The following is a 14,513-nucleotide window of genomic DNA, read 5'->3' on the forward strand; positions in this document are numbered from 1 at the left end:
AAAAGGAGTGTAAGAGCATGTGTTCACGCTGGGCAATATAAGGTATCATGAGATCCAGCCCTGGATAATAATTAAAAGAGATAAGACTGAATGCAGGAATGACCACTATTTCAAAAGTTAAAAAGGCTGTAAGACCTATACAGCCTTGAGGAAAAGTGGTAGATTAAAAAACGTACTTCTTTAGGTTGGGTAATTAATGGGGTAAAAATAGATCAAGGAGGCATAAATGGATGGCATATCTAGAACCTGGAATAATTGTTTCATTAAGGGTCGACCGGGAAGCCAGTGCCGGTGGTGAAACTCCCTTCGGATTTTTTTTAACAAATGAAGAGGATGAAAGTGTACTCTTACATAAAACAGAGATCGAGGGCCATTTGGAGCTCGGGGATGAAGTTGAAGTGTTCCTCTATAATGATAAGCAGGGGCGGCTGGCTTCAACCATGAGAATTCCTTCCGTCCAAGAGGGGAAATATGGCTGGGCAGAAGTGGTGGAAGTAAGATTCGATCTTGGAGTGTTCGTCAATATAGGAATTTCTAAGGATTTGCTCGTTTCACTTGATGACCTTCCTCTGATTGAGGATCTTTGGCCGGAGCCCGGCGACAGGCTTTATATCACATTGAAGACAGACCGGAGCGGACGGCTTTTCGGCAAGCCGGCGACTGAAGAGGTTATAAGTGAAACAGCATCCAGAGCCCTGTTCACGATGAACAACCAAAACGTTGCAGGAACCGTATACAGGCTGCTCCGGGCTGGCTCCTTTGTCATTACGGATGAAGGCTACCGGGGCTTCATCCATGAAAGCGAACGGAAGAAAGAGCCTCGGCTTGGACAAAAAGTTGAGGGACGTGTCATCGAGGTAAAGGAGGATGGTTCTCTGAATATCTCCCTGCTCCCAAGGAAACAAGAGAAACTGGGCGGAGATGCGGAAGTCATTCTGGAGTACCTATTATCCAGAAACGGAGCCATGCCATACAGCGACAAGAGCGATCCGGACGAAATAAAGACAAGGTTTGGGATAAGCAAGGCTTCTTTCAAACGGGCACTGGGCAAACTGATGAAAGAAGGAAAGATTTATCAGGAAGACGGCTGGACCTATTCAGCGGAACTCCATCCGAAACAAAGCTAGAAGACTTTATCTTCTAGCTTTTTTATTTGCTCCTGAGGCCGGTGATGATGAATAAGATTCCTGTGAGTATGCAGAATGTTTTAATGAATGAGATTCTGCCTGATAATCCAAAAATTCCAATGATCGTAGTCGAAATCAGGACAGCGGGCCCTATAAGTGCAAGGGCTGCATTGATATTAAAAGCCTTCTCAAGATTATTGAATTTAAGCATCAAAAGGGCGGCAGTTATTTCGGTGCTGCCGGATATAAATCGCAGCAGAATCATTGCGAGAAGAGCCTTTTCTATATGTGGGAGCATTTAGTTCGGATACCTCCAGTTCAGGTTGCTTATAACAGCATATGGTCTATCACCGGCATATAGTCCGGGTTTGTCCCGAACAGGAAAAGCTCTGGTTGTGCTGCCGCTGTTATAATGACCCGGGCACTGATGAAATGGTAGAGTACATGAATCTTTAAAGAAAAAGCCCTGTAAGAGAACTTGTAGACAAATCATATAAAGGGATAAGCATGAATAGAATGTCAGGGATGGACAAGCTTTTTATTTTACAGGAATGGGAAGCGGTGTTATGTGGAGAAAAGGGTGCGTGGTGGCAGCAGGAGCTGTGATCCAGGGTTTTGGTATGGGAGTTTTTTTGTTTCCGCATGCCATCCCTTCAGGCGGCGCCGGAGGTCTAGCGGTCATCATAAATTATTGGTTCACCGTCAATATAGGCGCTGCCCTCTGGCTTGTTAACTTTTTAATGATGATGCTCGCTGTCAGGTTTTTAGGGGGGCGAAGTACTGCTTGGACCATTTTATCTATATCAGGCACATCTTGTGCCATTTTTATATTTCAGGCACTCGTAGATATACCGGAACGGAATCTCATTGCTGATTTGCTGCTGGGATCTGTTTTCCTGGGGATTGGTGTCGGCCTTCTGCTGCGGGAGGGTGTCTCAAATGGAGGGGTAGGGGTGATTGCACTTATCATTTCAAATTCGAGGAATACGCTTCCGGGCAAACCCCTATTCTTGATTAACGGCTTCATTTTTCTCCTGACAGCATCCATCATCAAGTGGGAAATTATCATTCAAGCATTGGCAAGCCAATATATTTCGACTCTCATCGTCGACTTTCTCGGAAAAATAGATCCAGGCCAGGCATACAGCCTGACCTGGAGAAGAAAAAAATGAACTCATATATAGTCATAACGTACTTTTGTTTTCGTATTCGGCGTGCCGTCCTTCCCTTTTACGTGAATCATGAAGATCGCTGCAAGGCCGACGATCAGTGTAAGGGAAGCAAGCGACAGGAACATTCCTGTCCTTGACCAGTCAATGAGCCTGGTAAAAACCGGCGGTCCTATCGCAACACCAAGAAAACGCACAGAGCTGTAGATGGATGTCACGAACCCCCTGTATTCCATCCCGACCGAACCTGTTATAAGTGTATTCACACACGGCAGAATCAGCCCGGTGCCAAAGCTTGATATAACCAATATAAACAAAAAAGGAACCAATTGTTCAACAAAAATTAGAAGGCTGTATGATAAAGTCATAGCAAGGAAACCAGCAACAATCAATTTTTTCATCAATTCAAGGTTCTTACCAATACGGCTGCCGGTTATATAGGAAGACGCGCACATGACCAGGAGGGGAATGGCCAAAATGAGCCCTTTTTTTACACCGTTGATTGTATAGTCATTCTCCAGGATATCAGAAAGGTAAAATAAAATGCCAAAAAGCGAAAACAAACAGACAGCACCCGCAAGATAAACAGCGGAGAGCCATCTCCAATCTTTCTTGTAGACCGTTTTAATTCCGAGAAAATATTGTCCGGCAGGAGGAGGCGTCTTTCGATTTTTGCTTTCATGAATAAAGAACCATGTGAGCAGGATTGAAATGGCACAAAATACAGGAAAAGCATAAAAAGGTGCATACCATACAATGATTCCGAACAGGGAACCGAGTATCGGGGAAAGTACCTTTCCGAAACCATTGGAGGCTTCCACAAGACCGAGCACCCTGCTCTGTTCGCTCCCTTTAAATAAGTCCCCTGACAGAGCCATGGCGATCGGGGCTGTGCCGGCAGCCCCGATGCCCTGCAGCAGCCTGCCTGCCATGATCCATATATAAGGACCCGGCAGGGCAGTGGAGGCAAAGCCGGCAAGAAGGCCGCCGGCACCGTACAGGATCAAAGAAGGGATTATAATGATTTTCCGGGACAGTCTGTCGGACAGATAGCCGAAAATAGGAATGAAAATGGCGGCTGCAATGGAAAAAATGGTAATCGTAAGACTTGCCTGCAGAGACGTGAGTTTAAGAGATGATTTCATGGCAGGCAGGATCGGGATGAGCATAGAGTTGCCCAGCGTCATGATGAGCGGGATTGAACCGATAGCAGCCACAGACATGCCTTTATTAGATGTTGCCAATGTATTCACTCCATTTCAGACTGCGCATCATTTAACCATAAGAGGCGGCGGGACAATCCAGCCTTTATCCTTAGTGACATCCAGCAGTTTCCCCGCATATTCAGCCAGCTGCGAATGTGTGGTATCAAACAATTCGGTGATGTCCTTGCGGATGGATAAACCCATGATCATGGAGGCTGTCAGCATTCCTGCATTTACTTCCTTCAATACCATGGCGGCGATTTCAGGATCATAGAATCTCGCTCCTGCGGGAATATCCTGCACTTCAACATTTGGCCTGTCAGGGGGGGCCGGTGGGAGCCTGATCCCTGTTTCCTTTAGGATATTCTCGACCTGATCTGCCCCGGGCTTTAAACAATTGTCCTTCAAATCTCCCAGAAACAGCTTCAAATCATGGTCCCCGCTATGATTAATCAGCACCTGCAAAGTGACTAAAAATGCTTTTGTTTCAAAAAGGTTTGTCCAGAGGTAAAATACTTCACCTGAATGAAGCGGTTCATCCTTTGGATTGCCGTTTAATATCCCCATGCTCGTCCTCCTTTAAATGTTTATTGTTAGTATTACAAGAACTCCAATAAATATGTAGATCCTATAGCTGCCTGCTTGAAGTTATACCGGATGCCTCTGCCTCTTCAAGAAAAGAAACCACATTATTTTTGATGCTGTCCCAATTTGTAGAAATGATTTTTCGTTTGCGTACACACAAGGACCTGCACCCTGCTGCCTGTTCAAAGGGCTGTGCTGCGGCCTTCATATATGGACCGCCGCGAACCAGGAGCACGGGCATCCTCAAGCTGCTTAATCTGGAAGTGAAATTGAAGCCGGCAAGCTGCTGATAATCAGATATCCAAACACGAATGTCTGATTTTCTAATATGATTTTTTAGGGTTTCAATAAACTCCTTTTCGGTTGCAAGTTGTCTCGCATACAGATGGATGGCCAGCTCTTCGTTTTCGTGAAGAAGTTTTATGCCAATCCTGATGAACAGCCTGTGCAGGCCTTCCACTTTTACATATCCATCCAGCAGGGTCAGCGATTTAATAAGATCGGGATTGGAGTCAGCAAGCATCTGTGCTGCTGCACAGCCGGATGCATAGGATACGAGATGAACTTTATTTAAACCAAGAATTTCTATCACCCTGGCTACCTCCATGACTCTTTCAGCCAGTGTCATCGGCGGGGTTCCCCCCTGGCTGTCGCCATAGCCCCCCAGATCCGGAACAATGACCCTGAAACGGTTTTTGAGACTGGCCACCTGTGACCGAAAAAGCTTTCTCCCCGCCCCGGGCGGATGGATGAAAACAATGGGGGAACCGGATCCTTCCTCTTCATAATAAATAAATTTTCCATTGTATTTTAGATGTTTGAGCATATAATGACCTCTTGCCTTTTTGCTATATGTTGCCCAAAGTGCTAAGGAATACAACTGCAATCACCATTTTCACCCAAAATAAATCAGCAAAAGGAAGGCCATACTAAGGGAGCAGAACGTTTATTTTGTTTATAAAGGAGCAGAACCATGGCTGAAGATAATAACGTAAAGGAAGAAAAGGTCAGCAATTGGTGCTTGATCAGCATGGCTTCGATCCCGCTGATCATGACACTGGGAAATTCCATGCTCATACCTGTTTTGCCCATCCTCGAGAAAAAAGTGAATATTACCCCCTTCCAATCGAGTTTGATCATTACGAGCTATTCATTAGCTTCCATTTTCCTGATTCCAATTGCAGGGTATCTTTCTGACAGGATTGGCAGAAAAAAGGTCATTATCCCGAGTCTTTTGATTGTCCTGGCTGGGGGGCTTATTTCAGCCTTTGCATCATGGAAGATGTCTGACCCATTTTGGACCATCATTATGGGAAGGATCCTGCAGGGGATAGGGGCAGCGGGGGCAGCACCAATTGTTATGCCGCTTGTCGGGGATCTTTATAAAAAAGAAGACGAAGCCAGTTCCTGCCTTGGAATTATAGAAACGGCAAATACGGCTGGAAAAGTTTTGAGTCCGATACTTGGTTCCCTGCTGGCAGCAGTCATATGGTTCCTTCCTTTCTTTTCTATATCAGTCTTTTCGAGCATTTCGGTCCTGTTGGTGCTCTTTTTTATAAAAGCACCAAAGAAAACGGAAAAGCCTAAGGAATTCAGGGACTTCCTTACAGACACTAAGAAGATTTTCAAAAAGGAGGGCAGGTGGCTCTATACCATCTTTTTCATTGGATGCTTTGCCATGTTCATTTTGTTTGCTGCCCAGTTTTATTTATCCCAAGTGCTTGAAACGAGATATGATGCAAAGGGAGTAGAAAAAGGTCTTCTCCTTGCCATTCCACTTGGCTTTTTATGTTTGTCTTCATTTATAACCGGAAGGAAAATTAAAGGTGATAAAGTATTGATGAAAAAGCTGATTTATTATGGACTCGTGATTCTTTCTGTTTCAATTGCATTCACCAGCACGTATAAGTCGCTATTCATCCTGCTGGGTGCCACAAGCATCTTTGGGGCAGCGATAGGTCTCCTGCTTCCTTCACTCGACGCATTGATCACTGAAAACATTGAAAAAGAAGAGCGGGGCACCATTACATCTTTCTATAGTTCAGCTAGATTCATCGGCGTTGCGGTTGGTCCGCCCGTCATGGCTGCCTTACTTAAAATGAATCCGTTTTGGGGATTTGCCGGCTCAGCGGCAGGCGGTATTTTGCTGGTCTTCATTGTCAAAAAGTTTATCAGGGTAGAGGACAAGAAGGAAGGAAATATCCGCGGAGACAAAAGAGATCCAGCGCCGCAGACATAAGAAAAGAGGGAACAGCTTTGACAAAAGGACAGGAAAACCTTGATCAGTATAAGATGCCCGATGTACTGAAGGAAAAAAGGAAATCAGCGTACAGGGTCGGCTATACAGCAACCACAGGCAATGCGACAGGGGGCAATGATGAACCGGGCAAGCGCAGCGACTGGCCAAACTAAACGAAAGCAGAAGCTTTCGTTTTTTTATTCTTTTCTAACGTAACAGTGTTATGTTACACTGTTTGCAGGAGGTGGAAGATGGAAGATCAGCTTATATCCAAAAAAGACCTTTTAGAGCTGGCAGGCATCTCTTACGGACAGCTTTACAGGTGGAAACGGAAAAATTTAATTCCTGACGACTGGTTCATCAGAAAATCAACGTTTACCGGGCAGGAGACTTTTTTTCCAAGAGCCAGAATGATGAACAGAATAGCGAAAATCCAGAATATGAAGGAAGGGGAAATGTCACTTGATGACATAGCCGCTTTCCTGTCGCCTGGCGAATCAGGTGTTTCAGTGTCCAGGGAGGACCTTCTGGAAAGCGGGACAATTTCTTTTGCAGCGCTCGATATAGCCAAGGAAATGATAACAGAACACCTTAATTTCTTTGAAGCGGTGTATCTAAAAATTCTGGATGTGGTGCTTCACTCAGGAGAGGCGAATAAGGAAGAAGGCCGAATGGTCTTTGAATTTTTGTCTGCGCATGACAACAAGGTTAAGGAAGGCAGGGCTGTACTTTATATTTTCAGAAAAATGGGAGTCACATTCTGCATTTTAGGAAAGCAAGGGGAGCAGCTTCTTCCGGATGACCAGACTAAAACGGTAATCAGGCAGGAGATTGATCCTATCGGCGAGGAAATGAAAGATGTATTTAATGGAGGGATAAAATGAATTCTCAAGCGATATACCCGCTGCAGATCAATGGATCGATGACTGTGCCTGGAGGGACCTTCTCCAATGTTGGAATCAATGGCTCTGGCAGGATTACCAGTGATTGTCAATGCGAGGAATTTGGTGTGAATGGAAATGCACAGATCACGGGATCCGTTACCGCAAGAGAGATTGAAGTGAACGGAAAAGCAGCCTTTCACGGAAAGCTGAAAGCAGAGGATATTCATATCAATGGCAAAGCCGAAGTAAAAGGAGAGGTTAAGGCCAATACTGTCGTGATTCACGGGCATCTGGAAGCTGAGGGCGATGTCTCGTCGGAAAGCTTTATCTCAAAGGGCAAAACCGTAATTAGAGGCAATTGTGAAACGGAAGTATTCATGTCCAAGGGTGCGATTAATATAACGGAACTGCTGAATGCAGACAATATTGAAATTAAATTAAACACAGACGGCTATATTAAAGAAATTGGCGGCGGAGAAATAAGCATCAAGAGAGAAGCTGCCCATAATCTTTTCTTCGATAAATTGCTGTCTGTCCTGAGTTCCGGAAAAACAACAAGCTTAAAAGCTGAAATGATCGAGGGTGACCGTATTTATATGGAATACTGTACGGTCGGCACAGTCCGAGGAACAGACATAGAGATCGGCCCAGGCTGCAGCATCGGCAGGCTGGAGTATGGGAATGATCCTAAGATAGACAGTACATCCACCGTGAAGGAAAAAAGCCGTATCTAAAAAAAACAGCCTGTCCGGCAGCTGGCCGGAGAGGCTGTTTCAATGATTGGTGCTTCTTTTGTTCTTTCTGAAAGGCATCCACCAGTTCCATTCACCAAGCAATTTCATAAGGGAAGGAACCAGGAGCATCCTTATGATGGTCGCATCGATCAAAATGGCGATAGCAATCCCGACGCCTATCTGCTTGACAGGCATGACCCCGGTAAAAGCAAAAGCACCGGTAATGACAATCATGATCAGGGCTGCAGAAGTAATGATCTTGCTGGTGGAGCTGAGCCCCTGGACAGTCGCAAGGTCATTGTCTCCCGTTTTTTCGTATATTTCCTGAATGCGTGAAATGAGAAATACTTCATAATCCATGCTTAGGCCGAATACAAGACTGAATACAAATATTGGGAGCATCAAGGCAATGTCACTTCCCTCCGGTGCTAAATGCCCCTCTTGGAACAGCCACACCAAAATGCCAAAGGTCGAAGTCAAACCCAATATATTCATAAGTATAGCTTTTAATGGAATCACAATAGATTTAAATGCCGCCATCAGGATGAAGAAGGTAGATATCAGAATGATGGCAAATCCAATGCCCGCTTTTGCATAAATTTCATCAAATATTTCCTGATAAAATTTCACTCCGCCTCCGAAATGAAGAGGATACTCCCACTCGGCCCTGCTCCACTCCCTGATCCAATCCTTGGCCTTCGCAGACTTTTCCTCCTCGCTTAAATGAACGGTCAGGAGGAGATGTTCCCCCTTAATGAATTCCTCCCTAAAAGGTTTAACCTGATTGGCAAATCGGGAATCCTGCAGGACAGCACCCAATTCCCTGCTTGAGTCAGTCCCGCTGACGCTATAGAGCGAATCGACCGATTCAACAATCGGGTCATCCTTCAAAGAGTCGATCAGCTTTTTCATGGATGAAAGGCCATCCGGGTCCATCCAGTCCCCCGGCCGCTTTGCTGTCACATAAACAACACTTCCTTCATCAATATGGAAGGCATCCGATATCTTCTCCATTGCCTGTCGTGATTCGTAGAGTTCCGGAAGAGCATCGACTTCTGGAATGGCCAGCCGCATACTGCCGGCAGGGAGAATTCCAATTGCCAGAATGGCAAGTGCGCCTCCACTAATCAGTACCGGATGCCTCATCACAAGCTTTGCGAATCTATTCCAGCCATTGCTGGGCTTATCATCACGCTTTTTCAGGATCCGCCATTTATTTATATTTTCACCCAGAATCATAAGAATTGAGGGCAGGAGGGTCAGAGCTGAAAGAACGGACACAATGACCACGACCATTCCCCCTATGGCTACTGTCTGGAAGATGGATATGTCAATCACCAGCATGGCGGCAAGCCCGATAAAAACACATAATGCTGAAAAGAGGATGGATTTCCCCGCAGTCCTTATGGTAGTCTTAATGGCTTGTCCCTTGTCCCCTGTAAGCAGCTCCTCGCGGAAACGATTAATGAAGAGGAGGGAAAAGTCTATGCTTAAAGAAAGACCGATCATGGGGATGACATTTAATACGAAGACAGAAAGCTGTATTTCCCTGCCTAAAAAGTCCAGTATGCCAAATGAGATGGCAACTGTTATCGCTCCAATGATTATGGGGACAATGGAGGCAGCCAGCGTTCCGAAGGCAAGGAGCAGGACAATGAGGGCTACAGGGAGACCAATAAGCTCAGCGCGTTTTAAATCATCCTGGCTTGCTTTGTTCATGTCATCAACGACAATCGGAGTGCCGGTCAAGGACACCCCCGGTTTACCTGCAAGTGTTTCCTGGAGCAGCTTTGTTTCTTTTCCCATTTCATCCTTGGTTTTGTTGAATTGAATGGAAGCATAAGCAATATCCGGTTTATACATTCCTTTGTCCTGAAGAGGGGAAAGAATGCTTTCATGAATACCGAGACTTTCTACTTCCCTGAGCCGGCTGGCTATCATTTTTTTAAAATCATTTTCAGACTGCCTGTCATTCCTTTCAAACAAAATCAGCACACTCGTGCTCGACCGCTTGAAGACAGTGTTCAATTCCTTTTCTACATCCTTGAATTCACCCTCTGTCTCGAAGCCGTCGCCCTTTAGATTAGAAGGGAGATCCAGAGCTGCAAATCCTAAGCCGCCCAGCAGGACTATCCAGCAGATGACGAGGAAAATCCGGTATTTCACTATGATGCGTCCGATAAAATTCATAAAGTGCTCTCCTTATAGTCCGTTTTCCAAAGTATATATGAATAATGTATAAAATACCCTTTTTTACATAAGCTAAATGCAATTATCCATAAAAAGCACAAAATAATCAGCAGCTAAAGATGCGCTGTCTGTAAACCGGGAGGAAGAAAGATGTACGCCAAAAGGCAGCCTATTGAGCTGGAACCGATCATTGAAAGTACTGATGTTTATTCCTGTGAAGATAATGGATGCAATGCATGGATGAGAAAGGAATTTGTCACTGACTCTTTAAACTGCCCGCTGTGCGGCAGCACGATGCTTGAGGAAGTGCGCGAGCTTCCGCAGATGAAAAAAAGCTTTAATTTTTATTGAAAAAGCCCGTATTCATGAGCGGGCTTTTTTTTCTTAGGATATTCAGAATTTGATATAAGGAATTCATTCAGTGCTATAATGGGAGACAGATAACAGTTTATTAATAAAGAGGGGAATTTATGTTTGATTATCATGTACATACTGAGTTCTCGGCTGATTCTAAAATGCCGATGGAAACGGCCTGCAAGACAGCGCTCGAACAGGGAATAACCGAAATAGCCTTCACAGAGCATGTGGATTACTTCTATCCTGGAAGTGAGCTGGTTTGGGAATTCGATTACTGTTCTTATGCGCAGAAGATAGATGCACTGAGAAAGGAATACGAGGGGAGACTGACCATATTAAAGGCTGTAGAAATGGGGCTCCACCCTTCTTCCTTTGCCCAAAGCAAAGACTTTACAGACACAAATGAGTTTGATTTCATTATCGGGTCGGTCCACATTGCCGGAGGGCTCGACCTTCATAATGGCGATTTCTTCAAGGGTAAAACCCTTCATGAATCCCTCGAAGCTTATTTTGAGGATATGAACGCCTATGTTAAAGAGTATCAGGATTTCAATATTTTGGGCCATCTGACTCTTATTAAGAGATATCTGCATTTTGTCGATGCGGGCTGGAGAGATATAAAGTGGCATTCATACTTTGACATAATAGAAGATACTTTCAAACATTTGATTCACACAGGAAGGGGTATTGAGATCAATTTATCGGGCTTTCGGTATCGGATAGATGTCCCGCTTCCCAATCTCCCATTCGTCCAGTTATATAAACAAACAGGCGGTGAGATCATCACAGTCGGCACAGATGCCCATTCTAAGCATTTTATAGGCAGGCATATGGAGGAAGCATATTCCATACTTAAAACAGCGGGATTCCAATACATTGCATCCTACAGGGAAAGGAAGCCGGTCTTTCACAGGCTGGATACCGTCATTTAAGGGTAAAAAAAATAGAGAAAAGTCTGCCGTTATAAATGGCAGACTTTTTTAAATCATTTAACTGTTGTTATTCCTTCCTGGCTGGCAATGGGCACTTTTCTGTATAGTCTGCTGCCTAGCTCAGTCTGGAGCATCAGGAACAATCCGCCTGCCGACCAATAAAGCGGCAGGGCAGCAGGAGCATTAAAGGAAAACAGAAGGATCATTAGCGGAGACATGAGACCCATCATTTTCATGGATTGCTGCTGTTCCTGCGGCATATTGCGAAGGGAAAGCCTGAATTGCAGAAAATAAATGACTGCCGCTGTGATAGCCAAAAGATGATCTGGGTGGCCAAGGCTGAACCATAGGAAAGAATGTGTCGCGATATGGTGTGACCCTTTAATCGCATAATAAAACCCGGTCAGGATCGGCATCTGAATCAGGATTGGAAGACAGCCGATATTCAGCGGGTTAACTCCATGTTTTTGATAGAGCCCCATGATTTCCTTTTGATACTGCTTTTGCTTTTCAGGATCTTTGGTTTCTTTCAGTTTCTTCTGAATGGCTGTAAGCTCGGGCTTGAAAGCCTCCATTTTGTGTTTCATCTGATTCTGGGATTTCATCTGCTTCAGTGAAAGCGGCATAAGGGCCAGACGGATGATCAGCGTCATACACAGGATACTGAGGCCATAACTTCCATGAAAGAAAACAGCAAGAAATTCAATGGCCGCTGACATGGGGTTTACAATAATAGAATGGAAGAACGAACCTCCTGAACCCGGGGAAGCAGAGCATCCCGTCAAGGTTAAAATCGCAAGGGCAAGAAGACTTAATGCAATAATGTACTTTTTATTCAATTTATTTTCCTCCTCGTATGAATCTTGTTAAATTGCTACGAGAAGGGAATCTGGCTTATCAGCATCCAGATGGCCGGCTTTTCTTCTAATGATGCCAATCATCCGGACAATAGGGATGAAGCAGCTATGGGAAGTCTGCCGGCAGAAAGAAGCAGGTGAATCCTTAGCAGAAAACGCCTCACTTTTATGGATGCGGTGAAACTCTCCGGAAAGGCAGAGTGCTGTAAATGGAAGAATAAGTGTAATTAAGAACCCTGCCCAGATCGCCGTTTTCAGCAGATGAATATCAATCTCCAATAAGCTTTCCAGCATTGCACTGCCTCCCCTCCGAATAAATATATTTCTATTTTACCATGGATGATTCCATACCTCCATGGGTGGAAGAACCTGTAATGACCAAGAGAGCCGTGAAGGCGGCTCTACTTATTTTCCTGCTCCTTATTATATTGCCGGGCTAGCAGCTCCTTGGTTTCGTTATAACTCAGACCGGAATTTTTATTCAAACGCTTCACTTCTTCTATATCCGTTCCAGCCTTTGTAAATTCAGTCCCTTTTTTCATAGGCGGATGTCCTCCTATAAGTTTTCATTTTGCTGTCCCGCTTCTTTCTCTGCGATGATGGCGTTGGCTGATTCATGTTCTTTATGCTGATCGACAGAATCACCAGGGTAGTACCTGGAGGGATCTGAGCCGATTACAGGGTCTTTTTTTGCCGGCACTTGTGTATGGTTAGAAGCTGTGCTGCCAGTATCCATCCTATCACTCCTTTTTTATGATAGGATGCCAAAATAGTCACCATTTATACGAGAAGATTTGGGGGATAGAACTCTTTACCGTAATCGAAGATAAATTTTATTTGTGATTTTCCTGCCTTCCAACTTAATTGCCACAATAAGAAAGGAAAAAGCGGACCCGAAACGTATCATGGAAATGATATTCATGGCCGCATGCATTCCGGCCTGATTTAAGATGAATACGCCAAGCTGTGGTGCAATGAAACCTATAATGGATAGAAAAAAATTGTAATTTGCGATATAGCTGGTTCTGTTTTTCTCTGGGGAAGCCTTTAGCAACTGATTGAATAATAGCAAATTGGTGCCTGCTACGAATATTCCTGTCCAGAAATTGACTGCCGTAATCCAGAGTAAATTGGTTGAAACCATATTCAATGCAGGGGCAGTCGCCATGCCGGCAGCCGCTGCAAAAAGAATCATACTGTTTCCGTATTTATCTGCATACTTAGCCCACCATTTAATGCTGAGTATCTGGGCTGCCTGATTAGTGACACCGAAAATGCTCAGCCAAAGGGCAGTCGCGTGGGCGTCTTTTATCTGGTAAATGCTGAATAGGGACCATGCCATCTGAGCTGAAAAATTATACAGAAGTGCGCAGATTAAAAAGGCCGTATACGGTTTATGCTTGAAGACTTCGAGGGAAATCTTCCGTTTGGGTTTGTCCTCTTTTTTATAACTGACTTGTTTGTCTTCCTTATGCCTGGCTAAAAAGTATACCTCTGCCAGTGCAAAGGCAAAACCTGCGAGTAATAAAACCTGGTATGGAAACGAATTTTCCTTGCTGTATTGTTCAAGATAAAAACCTGTTCCAAAAGTCACGATGAGGGCAGCTATGTTATTCACTCTATTACGTGTACTGAAGAAATCCCCTCTACGTTTTTCGGGGATGATTTCTCCTATCATTGTCTGCCAGGACAAATTAGCGAGGGCGCCTGGGAAATTTAAGATGGCTATCAGGAAGACCAGCAGCCAGGGTGAAAGCGAATCCGGGAAAAATGGGACAAAAAAGATGAGCATAAATAAAAACCTGGTGGCAAAAGTAGAGGCGACAGTGAAGGTTTTCTTGCTTTTTACGCGGTTCAGCCACATGGCCCCTGGAATAAGGGCTACCATGCCGATGATGGATGGAAGTGAAGTGATCAATCCCATCTGCTGATTGCTTGCGCCTAGAACACCTAAAGCGAGTAAGGGGATATAGCCATTTACTGCATTGACTGAAACGGTTTGTGCCAGTCCGCTGTATATGCTGGCTATTTCATTTTTTGATAATTTCAAGTAATACGAACTCCTCATGTTTTTTTATTTTCCGAAAGTGATTGTAAAACTTTGCTTCTCCAATTACAAGAGTGCATCGAAAAAACAGGTAAATATACATAAGTGCCTGGATATGAAACGGCCTGTGACTAAAAAAGTCCCAGGCCGTTAAAAGGACTGACAGTTCCTTTTAAATATATTGTGG

At 44.5% G+C, this 14,513-nt stretch carries 18 protein-coding genes; 8 read left to right on the forward strand and 10 right to left on the reverse strand.

Annotated elements, in window-relative coordinates:
* The first annotated feature begins 230 nt into the window (after nt 1–230).
* Entirely contained in the window at nt 231–1,127 is an 897-nt protein-coding gene (locus V1498_RS08925; protein WP_409298358.1) for a S1 RNA-binding domain-containing protein, read from the forward strand.
* A 22-nt stretch (nt 1,128–1,149) separates the two neighbouring features.
* Here the strand turns inward: V1498_RS08925 and V1498_RS08930 are convergent, their stop codons facing one another.
* Nucleotides 1,150–1,425 (reverse strand): YqhV family protein, encoded by a 276-nt coding sequence (locus V1498_RS08930; protein WP_409298359.1) that lies wholly within the window; start codon nt 1,423–1,425, stop codon nt 1,150–1,152.
* A gap of 268 nt (nt 1,426–1,693) precedes the next feature.
* Between V1498_RS08930 and V1498_RS08935 the strand changes: the two genes are divergently transcribed.
* On the forward strand, nt 1,694–2,299 hold the full coding sequence (locus tag V1498_RS08935) for a YitT family protein (protein WP_409298361.1): 606 nt from the start codon (nt 1,694–1,696) through the stop codon (nt 2,297–2,299).
* 2 nt (nt 2,300–2,301) lie between these two features.
* On the opposite strand, the gene V1498_RS08940 is transcribed toward V1498_RS08935, so the two are convergent.
* The 3 genes from V1498_RS08940 to V1498_RS08950 all read right to left on the reverse strand — a co-directional run bounded on the left by V1498_RS08940 (nt 2,302) and on the right by V1498_RS08950 (nt 4,912).
* On the reverse strand, nt 2,302–3,519 hold the full coding sequence (locus V1498_RS08940; protein ID WP_409299230.1) for an MFS transporter: 1,218 nt from the start codon (nt 3,517–3,519) through the stop codon (nt 2,302–2,304).
* 48 nt (nt 3,520–3,567) lie between these two features.
* Nucleotides 3,568–4,068 carry a DUF3231 family protein gene (locus V1498_RS08945; protein ID WP_409298363.1) on the reverse strand — a complete coding sequence of 167 codons (501 nt, stop codon included), beginning with the start codon at nt 4,066–4,068 and terminating at the stop codon, nt 3,568–3,570.
* 61 nt (nt 4,069–4,129) lie between these two features.
* Entirely contained in the window at nt 4,130–4,912 is a 783-nt protein-coding gene (locus tag V1498_RS08950; RefSeq protein ID WP_409298365.1) for an alpha/beta fold hydrolase, read from the reverse strand.
* Between the two features lie 147 nt (nt 4,913–5,059).
* Here V1498_RS08950 and V1498_RS08955 point away from each other — a divergent pair, with 147 nt between their 5' ends.
* The 4 genes from V1498_RS08955 (at nt 5,060) to V1498_RS08970 (ending at nt 7,943) form a co-directional block, all read left to right on the forward strand.
* On the forward strand, nt 5,060–6,325 hold the full coding sequence (locus V1498_RS08955; RefSeq protein WP_409298367.1) for an MFS transporter: 1,266 nt from the start codon (nt 5,060–5,062) through the stop codon (nt 6,323–6,325).
* 17 nt (nt 6,326–6,342) lie between these two features.
* Nucleotides 6,343–6,498, forward strand: coding sequence for a hypothetical protein (locus V1498_RS08960; protein ID WP_409298368.1), 156 nt, complete (start codon nt 6,343–6,345; stop codon nt 6,496–6,498).
* 78 nt (nt 6,499–6,576) lie between these two features.
* Nucleotides 6,577–7,209 (forward strand): DUF4004 family protein, encoded by a 633-nt coding sequence (locus tag V1498_RS08965; RefSeq protein ID WP_409298370.1) that lies wholly within the window; start codon nt 6,577–6,579, stop codon nt 7,207–7,209.
* Nucleotides 7,206–7,943, forward strand: coding sequence for a polymer-forming cytoskeletal protein (locus V1498_RS08970; protein WP_409298372.1), 738 nt, complete (start codon nt 7,206–7,208; stop codon nt 7,941–7,943). Before V1498_RS08965 ends, V1498_RS08970 begins: the two co-directional genes overlap by 4 nt.
* Before the next feature lie 39 nt (nt 7,944–7,982).
* Here the strand turns inward: V1498_RS08970 and V1498_RS08975 are convergent, their stop codons facing one another.
* Nucleotides 7,983–10,133, reverse strand: coding sequence for an MMPL family transporter (locus V1498_RS08975; protein WP_409298374.1), 2,151 nt, complete (start codon nt 10,131–10,133; stop codon nt 7,983–7,985).
* Nucleotides 10,134–10,283: 150 nt separating this feature from the next.
* Here V1498_RS08975 and V1498_RS08980 point away from each other — a divergent pair, with 150 nt between their 5' ends.
* On the forward strand, nt 10,284–10,484 hold the full coding sequence (locus V1498_RS08980; RefSeq protein WP_409298375.1) for a cold-inducible protein YdjO-related protein: 201 nt from the start codon (nt 10,284–10,286) through the stop codon (nt 10,482–10,484).
* 119 nt (nt 10,485–10,603) lie between these two features.
* Nucleotides 10,604–11,422 carry a histidinol-phosphatase HisJ family protein gene (locus V1498_RS08985; protein WP_409298377.1) on the forward strand — a complete coding sequence of 273 codons (819 nt, stop codon included), beginning with the start codon at nt 10,604–10,606 and terminating at the stop codon, nt 11,420–11,422.
* Nucleotides 11,423–11,475: 53 nt separating this feature from the next.
* Here V1498_RS08985 and yidC read toward each other — a convergent pair whose 3' ends face one another.
* The 5 genes from yidC to V1498_RS09010 form a co-directional block, all read right to left on the reverse strand.
* Nucleotides 11,476–12,261 (reverse strand): membrane protein insertase YidC, encoded by a 786-nt coding sequence (gene yidC / locus V1498_RS08990; RefSeq protein WP_409298379.1) that lies wholly within the window; start codon nt 12,259–12,261, stop codon nt 11,476–11,478.
* 27 nt (nt 12,262–12,288) lie between these two features.
* A complete protein-coding gene (locus V1498_RS08995) occupies nt 12,289–12,573 on the reverse strand; it encodes a hypothetical protein (RefSeq protein WP_409298381.1) in 285 nt (94 codons plus the stop codon).
* A gap of 107 nt (nt 12,574–12,680) precedes the next feature.
* Nucleotides 12,681–12,821, reverse strand: coding sequence for a hypothetical protein (locus V1498_RS09000; RefSeq protein ID WP_409298383.1), 141 nt, complete (start codon nt 12,819–12,821; stop codon nt 12,681–12,683).
* Between the two features lie 14 nt (nt 12,822–12,835).
* On the reverse strand, nt 12,836–13,015 hold the full coding sequence (locus V1498_RS09005; protein ID WP_409298384.1) for a hypothetical protein: 180 nt from the start codon (nt 13,013–13,015) through the stop codon (nt 12,836–12,838).
* Between the two features lie 75 nt (nt 13,016–13,090).
* Entirely contained in the window at nt 13,091–14,329 is a 1,239-nt protein-coding gene (locus V1498_RS09010; RefSeq protein ID WP_409298386.1) for an MFS transporter, read from the reverse strand.
* Nucleotides 14,330–14,513 lie beyond the last annotated feature (184 nt).

The organism is Paraperibacillus marinus (genome assembly GCF_046237605.1).
GTDB lineage: Bacteria > Bacillota > Bacilli > Bacillales > DSM-1321 > Paraperibacillus > Paraperibacillus marinus.